This window comes from Ruegeria sp. AA3, assembly GCF_056542905.1.
Genome location: NZ_JBQGAQ010000015.1, coordinates 79,745 through 88,046 on the forward strand (window position 1 = coordinate 79,745; position 8,302 = coordinate 88,046).

The 8,302-nt window shown below is 54.9% G+C and carries 7 protein-coding genes and 1 tRNA gene; 2 read left to right on the forward strand and 6 right to left on the reverse strand.

What is annotated here, in order from left to right; translation table 11 throughout:
* Window positions 1-16: 16 nt before the first annotated feature.
* The 3 genes from ACR0JR_RS20165 to ACR0JR_RS20175 form a co-directional block, all read right to left on the reverse strand.
* Window positions 17-1,582 (reverse strand): FAD-binding oxidoreductase, encoded by a 1,566-nt coding sequence (locus ACR0JR_RS20165; protein WP_480457748.1) that lies wholly within the window; start codon window positions 1,580-1,582, stop codon window positions 17-19.
* 123 nt (window positions 1,583-1,705) lie between these two features.
* Window positions 1,706-5,011: an adenylate/guanylate cyclase domain-containing protein gene (locus ACR0JR_RS20170; protein ID WP_480457749.1), complete on the reverse strand. Its 3,306-nt coding sequence runs from the start codon at window positions 5,009-5,011 to the stop codon at window positions 1,706-1,708.
* Window positions 5,012-5,238: 227 nt separating this feature from the next.
* Window positions 5,239-5,314 (reverse strand) — tRNA-Trp (locus ACR0JR_RS20175).
* 132 nt (window positions 5,315-5,446) lie between these two features.
* On the opposite strand from ACR0JR_RS20175, the gene ACR0JR_RS20180 reads away from it, so the two are divergent.
* Window positions 5,447-6,151, forward strand: coding sequence for a DUF374 domain-containing protein (locus tag ACR0JR_RS20180; RefSeq protein ID WP_170780715.1), 705 nt, complete (start codon window positions 5,447-5,449; stop codon window positions 6,149-6,151).
* Between the two features lie 66 nt (window positions 6,152-6,217).
* Here ACR0JR_RS20180 and ACR0JR_RS20185 read toward each other — a convergent pair whose 3' ends face one another.
* Window positions 6,218-6,424: a hypothetical protein gene (locus ACR0JR_RS20185; RefSeq protein ID WP_480457750.1), complete on the reverse strand. Its 207-nt coding sequence runs from the start codon at window positions 6,422-6,424 to the stop codon at window positions 6,218-6,220.
* Between the two features lie 370 nt (window positions 6,425-6,794).
* Between ACR0JR_RS20185 and ACR0JR_RS20190 the strand changes: the two genes are divergently transcribed.
* Window positions 6,795-7,136, forward strand: a complete 342-nt coding sequence (locus ACR0JR_RS20190) for a RidA family protein (RefSeq protein WP_480457751.1) — start codon at window positions 6,795-6,797, stop codon at window positions 7,134-7,136.
* A 146-nt stretch (window positions 7,137-7,282) separates the two neighbouring features.
* On the opposite strand, the gene ACR0JR_RS20195 is transcribed toward ACR0JR_RS20190, so the two are convergent.
* Window positions 7,283-8,203 (reverse strand): hypothetical protein, encoded by a 921-nt coding sequence (locus ACR0JR_RS20195; protein ID WP_480457752.1) that lies wholly within the window; start codon window positions 8,201-8,203, stop codon window positions 7,283-7,285.
* A gap of 8 nt (window positions 8,204-8,211) precedes the next feature.
* Window positions 8,212-8,302 (reverse strand): EF-Tu C-terminal domain-related protein (locus ACR0JR_RS20200; RefSeq protein WP_211330766.1); only part of this gene is annotated, 91 nt, incomplete at its 5' end.

Sequence of the window (8,302 nt, forward strand, 5' to 3'; positions counted from 1 at the left end):
TTGGCTGCCCCCGCTTTCAGGGGTTCGAATAGGTCTCATAAGTGATGGTCATATCATCAAAGATCGACTCGGACGTGTCGCGGATAATGTCCGGCGGCGCATCATCCGGCACCGGTGAAATGCTCTGCTGATAGTGGAAGAAATTGCCCGGATCGAATTTCTGCTTCACGAACAGCAGTGAGTTGAAATATTCGCCCCAATACTGCCAGCGATAGTTCTTTTGCGTCCGACGAGGGTAGTTCTGATAGACCCGGTCGATGAAATAACCTTCCTCGGTCATCAGTTCCATGAACCCGTCGAGCCAGGGCACGACTATCTCTTTTTCTTCTTCCGACACCCAGAACACATCAACGTAGAAGTTCAGCGACACATCACGGTGGATGAAGGCGTTACCCTCTATGCCCAGTGGCATCCGATTGATCGCGCCGCCATAGGGTTCGATCGCAACCGCGCCATAGGCGTTGGGCGTGCTGTCGAGGTAGTCCACGACGCGCTGCCATTCGCCCGCGTTGAGCTGGCGTTTGATATACCCGGCCTGCTTATCTTCGCGCGCCTGATCGGGCACGACAGGGATGTCGTACTTGTCGTCGTAAAGCCACGAGTTGATTTCCTGATAGGTGCCATAATTCCGGTCATCAGGCCCCATCTCGCCGCCGATTTCTTCGCTGAGCAAGGGTTGGACAAACGCGTTCCCCGCTTCAGGCGTGCCATCATAGAGCGCCGACACCAGCAGCACCTTCCTATCCCCCTGATAAGCAAGGAAGATATAGGCGCCAAATCTGTCGTCTTCGCAGGTGCTCATGTAGTTGGCCTGCAGGTACTCCAGCGCCTTGGCAGCTTTCTCCAGCGGCCACGTAATATGGCAGCCCCAGACCTTATAAAGCGGGTGCAACTGATAGCGGATTTCCAGCAGGATCCCAAAGTTGTTGCCAGTCCCGCCCCGGATCGCCCAGAACAGATCGGGATTGGTGTCTTTGTCAGCGATCACGATACTGCCGTTCCACAACATGACGGTGACACCCAGTACGTTGTCGCAAGCCATCCCGAACCGGCGCGAGGTAAAGCCATACCCACCGCCCATCATGAAACCGGCGACGCAGACGTCCTGGCAGGCCCCGCCCGGCACATGCAGGTGATAGGAATTCAGAACCGAGTTCAGCATCTTGAACGGCGTACCCGGACCGACATAGGCCATTGGCGCATTGGGATCGACGGTCACATAACGCATCCGGCTGGTGTCCAACACCATCTGGTTGTTGACCGAATACCCCGCAGTGCTGTGGCGACCAGACCGTGCCACAACCCACAAGTCGTGCTCACGCGCGAAAGCAAGGCTGGCGCGCACATCTTGAATGGTCTCGCAATAAACGATGATCTCGGGGTAGTCCTGAAAGGCCGGATTCCAGACCTGCCGGTCATTGTTGTAGTCGGGGTCGGTGGGCAGAGTGACCGTTCCGATCAGTTTCTTTTCAAACGCGCGTATCTGCTCGGGCGTGATCGAGTGATATTGCTGCAGCGCCAGATCAGTGCGGCTTTGCGCCACAATATCCTTGGCCAGAAGCGTTTTGCTGATCTTCTTCATAGGGTCTCCTCACACCAAATCAATTGGTAGCGTGGAAACGCATATCCCCACGCCACAACTATGAATTTTCGGTATCATCCCATATCTGCCGCTGACCAAGCTGGCAGCAATGGGCCCTGTCGGTCAAGTGGTCGTTTCCAATAACGCTCGCGCCTCTTCCAGATCCGCCAGATAAGCGTTCGATTCGAATTGAGACAAAGCGGTGTTAAGTGCATCGCCCGCAGGCTTTCCATGGTCCAGCCGCCAACGTGTCAGCGCAACCGCTGCACGCAGTTCGTACAAGTGTGCCCCTTGCCGTCGCGCCGTTTCGATCGACCGTAACAGCAAAGGCTCTGGGTCGCCCCCGGTGCCGGCAACAAAACTGGCTTCGATTCGCAGCTGTTCAGCTTCGGCCCATTTCTCTTCGGTTTCAGCCAGCATTTGGGCCGCGTGCGACAATGTCTGCTTAGCCGCTTTATGATCACCCGCGTTTAAAAGAAGCTCGGCAATCAGAGAGGGGAAGAAACATTTGTAGTTCCCGGCCCCGACTGCCCACCAGTCCTCTGATGCTTGGCGCAGATCATCGATATGCGCAATATCCGAGGATTCGGTCGCGTTGGCCCAGCTTTCCCACAATCGCGCGATGGTGGCCATGAATGGCAGCGAATGCTCTTCAGCAACTTTGGACAACGCTTCGACATCCTGCTGCAACGCGGGTATGTCGCGTGCCAGCAGATGAACCTTGCACATATAGACCAAAATCTGCGCTACACTGTGGGCGTGCTTTAATTCCTTCGCCCAGCCCAAAGCCGTGCGTTGAATCTGCAAGGCTTCTTGGTGCCGCCCCATGAGGCAATAACACGTACCCAGGAACGCCGAAGTAATGGCGGCATGATCAGTCCCATAGACATAGGCCAACTGACTGTGTTGATCAAAATCATATAGCGACCAGGCCTGTTCGAGATGGGTTTTTGCCTTAGGCAGATTACCCAAATGCAACTGCACAGCACCCATCGCGCGATGGCCAACCATTCGGTGTTCAGTCCTGCCGCTTTCCGCTGCCAGATCAAGAATTTGCGCCGATACATCTTGCGCCAACCGATATTCGGCCCGCACCAGATGGAAGGCATACAGCCCGTTAAGAACCGGAAACAGCCTGTCGGTCTCATCTGCTCGATGGCAGAGGTCTCGCAACCGCCCATACGCTTCGCCTGTGGCATCCCCTGAGATACCGCTGGTTGACCGCAGCACTCCGGCGCGCAGGATTTGAATATCAATCTCTTGCAGATCTCGATCTTTGCTTTTGGGAAGATCTGCCAGTTGATCCAGAGCTTTTGACAGATGCGTCAATGCCTCGGTTTGGGCCGAACGTTCAATCGCCCGCCGCCCGGCGCTTTGCCAATGCATCACCGCCTCATCCGCACGGTGCGCTAACGTGTAGTGCTGCGCCAGTAGCTCGGGTTGAGTTTGGGCAAGCTGCGGCTGGTTTTCAAGCAGCGCACCTGCCGCCCGGTCGTGCAGCACCTGCCGTTCCGTGCGCAGCAAGCTGTCATAAGCCATGTCGCGTATTAACGCGTGGCGGAAGATGAACTCATCTTCTGCCTCATCCGGGGCCTGCAAAATGATACCGGCAGAGGAAAGCTGTTCCAGCCCAGCCTCCAAGACCGTTGGTGACAAAATTGAGACCGAGGCCAGCAACGCGATTGAAAACTGTCGACCAAAGACAGCACCAGTTTGTGCAACCTCTTTGGCGGTTCCCAGCCTGTCCAAGCGCTCCATCAAAGAATCCTTGAGCGTATTCGGCACAGAAAGCGCTGGCAGTGGACCGCGCAAGGCATAACCCTGGTCGGTCAGTCTTAGTTGTCCGGATTCCAGCAGGCCGCGCGTTACTTCCTGAACGAAAAGCGGAATGCCATCGGTTTTGGCCGCGATCAGATCGCAGACTTCGGCTGGAATAGAATTCCCTCCTGCCACTTCCGCCACGATCTCGGCAATGTCCCGGTTTTCCAGACGCTTCAGCGGCAAGTGCAACGTATTGTTATGGTGCCCCCAGCCTGGATCAAATCCGGGGCGAGCGGTAATAACAATCAAAACCGGCAAATCCCGAATGCGCTCGATCACTCGGTCGGTCAGCGACAATGTGGTCGGATCGACCCAATGGGCATCCTCAAACAACAGCAAGACAGGTTTCTCACGAGCCAACGCTGCTAGTTGCTCGGTCACTGCATCGAGTGTCTGTTCAAGTTTCGCCTGTGGCGGCAGATCAAGCGGACCTAGTGAAGCGTCCGCTTCGACACTCAACAAATCGGCGATCAGGCGCATATGCTCGCGCGGATGATGTCGCAGGAGGTACGAGAGTTTCCCGAGCTTATCGTCGTCGCTGTCGGTTGGCGCGAACCCCGCCGCGCGCTCCAAATGCTGAATGATCGGATAAAGCGCCGAGTTGGCGTGAAATGGTGAGCACTGAAAGTTGAGCCGAAGGGCGCCCTGATCCTCCAGCTCTTGGCTTAACCCCTCGATCAAACGTGATTTGCCAATTCCGGCCTCACCAGAAACCAACACAGACTGACCGGCACCCTGACAGGCCTCTTGCCACTTTTCGATCAGTTTACGAAACTCGACCTGTCGCCCGACAAGTCTCCCGGCCCCGGCATCCGGCATAATGTCAAATCTACGCTCGATCCGAGCCTGACCTGTAACTGTCCAGGCCTGGACCTGCTCCGAAAATCCTTTCAGTGCGAATGAGCCCCGATCCTCCAACTCAAATGCATTGCCAATCAATCGCCGGGTCGAAGGGCTGATGATCAGGGTATTTGGCTCGGCCAACGCCTGCAATCGAGCGGCTAGATTGGGCGTGCGCCCCATAACCACGTCATGTTCTTTCAGCCCTTCGCCGTGTATCTCGCCCACAACGACAAGGCCCGTCGACACCCCGATCCGCGCGCTCAGTTTTTCCTGACCTTCGATGCGGGCCAGCCCGCCCAAAATATCCAATCCGGCATGAACAGCCCGTGACGCTGCATCTTCAAGCGCATGAGGGTAACCGAAATAGATCATCGCCCCATCGCCCATGAAGCTTGCAACATGGCCACCAAACCGAGCAACTGAGGTTGAGCAGATTTCTTTGAACCGTCGCAGCAGCTCACCCAGATCTTCCGGGTCCAGACGTTCTGACAGGGCGGTCGATCCAACGAGGTCGACAAACATGACAGTCAGTTGCCGTCGCTCAGCCACAATCTTCCCATGGCCATGTATAGGTGCCGGATTCGCCTCGCGCGCCTGACCCAAAGCTGCCGACAGTCGGCGCCTCGGACCCAACGGGAGCCCCATATCGATCAGGTCGTGTTCAGAGAGATGAACAAGATCAGCCAGAGAGACCTCGTTGGCAGTAAATACGGGGGCGTATTTGGTCAGCCCGAGCCCTTCAAGAAATACGTCGATCTCTGCCATTATCCCCATTTGCCCCAGATTGGCTCCGGGCTCCCCTACCCGGTCAGGCTTATTGCCAGCAGCACAAAAGTCGAACGACCTTAGCACGTTAGGCGGACAACCCTGATGGCCTCTCCGCAAGCCTAGTTCAAGCTTTTTCTTTCTTGCCCTAAACGTCAAGAGAATTGAGTCTGACGTGAGCGCCAAATACACGTGTCTGTCGCAGCGACATCATCGATTTGAGAGAGTGGCAGGGGCAGCAGGGTTCGAACCCGCGACCTACGGTTTTGGAGACCGTCGCTCTACCAACTGAGCTATACCCCTAGGCTGGGCCATCAGATATGCCAGAGGCGCAGCGGACTCAAGAGGCTTTTTAAGTTTTTACCTCCGACAAAAAAGTTGCACCCCGCGCGCAGTTCTTTAAGACAAGGTTCGGCCAGCAAAAGGAGCGCAGCCTTGAGCATCCGCAAGAAAATTGCCGACAGCGAAGCCGTTCTGAACTGGGTCGCGCGGCGAATTGCCAGCTATATTAGGATGGTCAATCGCAACACAAACTGGCGGCGCATAGGATACGAAGAACTAGATCAACTGGCCGAACAGGGCGAACCCGTCATCGTGGTTCTCTGGCACCAGCGTCTGGCTCAGTCGCCTTACTTCTTTCCCTTGGACAAGGGCCGCATCTGCTCGATCACCTCTGCTGCCCGGGCAGGCAGTATGGTGGGCCGTGTGCAGAAATTGTTTGGTATGGACACGATCGCGATGTCCAGCCGCAAACGCCACGTCGCCTTGTCCCGCGAGGTGCTCGGAAAAATGAAACAGGGCATCTCAATCGGAATCGCCGCCGATGGCCCCCGAGGTCCTGAACGGGTGTCTTCAACCGTACCGCTGGTGTGGGCGCGCACGTCGGGCAAACGTGTCTTCGGGATCACCTATTCCGCCAGGCATGGACGCGAAGCAGGAACCTGGGATCGTCTGCTGATGCCCCGCCCCTGGCGCAACGAAGGCGTGTTCCTGTGCCGCGAGTGGACCGACCCAGTTCCGCGAAAGGCAACCGAAGAACAAATAGAAACACTGCGGTTAAGTCTCGAGCAGCATATGAACGACATCACTGCCGAGGCCGACCGCATGATGGGGCGGAAGCCTTGGACTAAAGGTGCTTGATAGCTCTCCAACACAAAAATGCCCGACCGGATCCGCCCGCACCCGATTATTCCTAATACATGCGAATCATGATTTGTATCTGGCGCTGACCCGTTGTGCGCTTTCTGATACGTCAGCGAGCTTGATGTCGAACCGTTTTCGCTCACGACAAAAATCACTGACATTGCAATCAACTTCGTGGTCATTTCCGCCTAGAACCGCGTCTCGCATATCCTCCAGATCCTTGCTGTGAAGGATTTGAGTTCCATAGTTGATGAATTCCAAACTAAACATGATTTCCCCCTGATCTCAGCGGTTCGCCGCTTCCGCGTTCCACGTCACTCGCTGCATTTCACAGGTGGGTTTTTAGTCTTTGATTGGGGTGAACGTCTGATTAAGAAAAGCCCCATTCGTGTTTCTTTTAATCTCGGCATTGTGGGCCTAAAATTATTTGATGAAGAATCTCCTCATCATCCCCGATGTATTCGAGGAGTTTGGTGTATCTTCAATGATCCAGAGTCCTTCTTCAGAACATATGTTCACGCCAAACCCGATCACCCCTAATTCATTTTCGCTGAAACCCACTCAATAGAATTCTGTTTGCCAAGCAAGGCATCTTGTGACCAAGAACAACCATACCAAATCTAATACAACGAGAATGCCCATGATTGAACGCATTGATACCGGCGAACGGTCCTCGAAAATCGTGAAGCACAACGGCGTGGCCTATCTGACTGGACAAGTTGCCGAGGGTGAGACGATTCAGGAGCAGGTTCAGACTTGCCTCAACAATATAGATGCCCTGCTCGTACAGGCGGGATCGTCACGAGAAAAAATGCTGCGCGTCACGATTTGGCTGGCTGATATGAAGGATTTCGCTGGTTTGAACGAGGTTTGGAACGCTTGGGTTCCAACAGGCCACGCCCCAGCACGCGCTTGTGGTGAAGCCAAACTGGCACGCCCAGAACTGAAGGTAGAATTCATAGTGGACGCTGCCTGCGACTAACTTCGCTGCAATCAAAAGGGGCCGCCCTTGTTCTTGGGTGGCCTTCTAAGTTTCGACGATGTGCCGGACTCGAGCCCGACCTACCCATGACCCGATGATTTCCGAAACAGCGTCGGTGCCGAGAATGCGGTCACCTTTTTCTTTAGTCAGGAATTTGGTCGCGGCCTTGGAATTGGTGTGGTGAGATTTACATGCGAGAGCGCTTTCGCATCAGAGACAACGCCTTTGGCCGAATAATACCGAATGACATCGCCGTAGCTTTCGAATTCTGAACCGCTGGATTGAAAGACGTGATCCGCCAGATGCATCCTCCCCCGCACACGCAAGCGTCTGGGGCGATGGTAGTGCAGCAGCCGAGTTCCCTCATCAGGTAGATCCGGGGTGTCGTTCCAGATACGACTAACAGAATTCAACGCGTCCTGACCATAACGGGCAATTGCTACCGGCAACGAAACCTGATCCAGCCAGGGTCTGCGTCCTCTCAATCCTGTCATCTTATCAATCTGTTGTGCAGTATCCAACCACAAGTCACCGAATGAACCAGTTGGAAACAGTACCATCCCGGCGTTGAAGAATGGATGTGAAACTTGTCCTAGTAGCAACTGAACCTTTGCTTCAGGTTTGGGCAGTCCAAATAACGCATAGACCTGACGCCAAACACGCGGGCGGTTTGTCCAGGCATTTCGCGTTTCCGGGCAGACCGATACTTTCTGCGGGTAGGCTATCTCGGCAAAAGATGTATTTTGCGTCAGAAACGTGTCGGTATCGAGAAACAGAGAGAAGTCAGCGTCTCTTTCCAGAGCAGCCCCTGCTATCTTGTTTCCCGCAGGATAGCCATCGCTAAACGGATTTTCGAGCACTCTGAGTTCAACATCGCTTGACGCCAACATTGTTCTCGTTTCCGGCTGCAACTCATCAATTCGATCAGACCGGCAATGTGCGTGCAGCGAATGATAGTCTTCGCAGAAAAGCTTGAGGGAATTGACTAACAAATGAGCCTGGACCTCAAGAGGTCCAGGCTCGACATTAAAGAAAACCGCAATTTTTTTTGTGGTTTTCTCAGGCATGAACTGCCTTACTCGATGATTTTCGACACGACGCCGGCGCCGACGGTGCGGCCGCCTTCGCGGATGGCGAAGCGCAGGCCGTCTTCCATCGCGATCGGC

Excerpts from the sequence above, each read along its gene's own strand:
- ACR0JR_RS20185 (WP_480457750.1), bottom strand. The coding sequence starts at position 6,424 with ATGTTTAGTTTGGAATTCATCAACTATGGAACTCAAATCCTTCACAGC.
- ACR0JR_RS20195 (WP_480457752.1), bottom strand. The coding sequence starts at position 8,203 with ATGCCTGAGAAAACCACAAAAAAAATTGCGGTTTTCTTTAATGTCGAG.
- ACR0JR_RS20190 (WP_480457751.1), top strand. The coding sequence starts at position 6,795 with ATGATTGAACGCATTGATACCGGCGAACGGTCCTCGAAAATCGTGAAG.
- ACR0JR_RS20165 (WP_480457748.1), bottom strand. The coding sequence starts at position 1,582 with ATGAAGAAGATCAGCAAAACGCTTCTGGCCAAGGATATTGTGGCGCAA.
- ACR0JR_RS20170 (WP_480457749.1), bottom strand. The coding sequence starts at position 5,011 with ATGGCAGAGATCGACGTATTTCTTGAAGGGCTCGGGCTGACCAAATAC.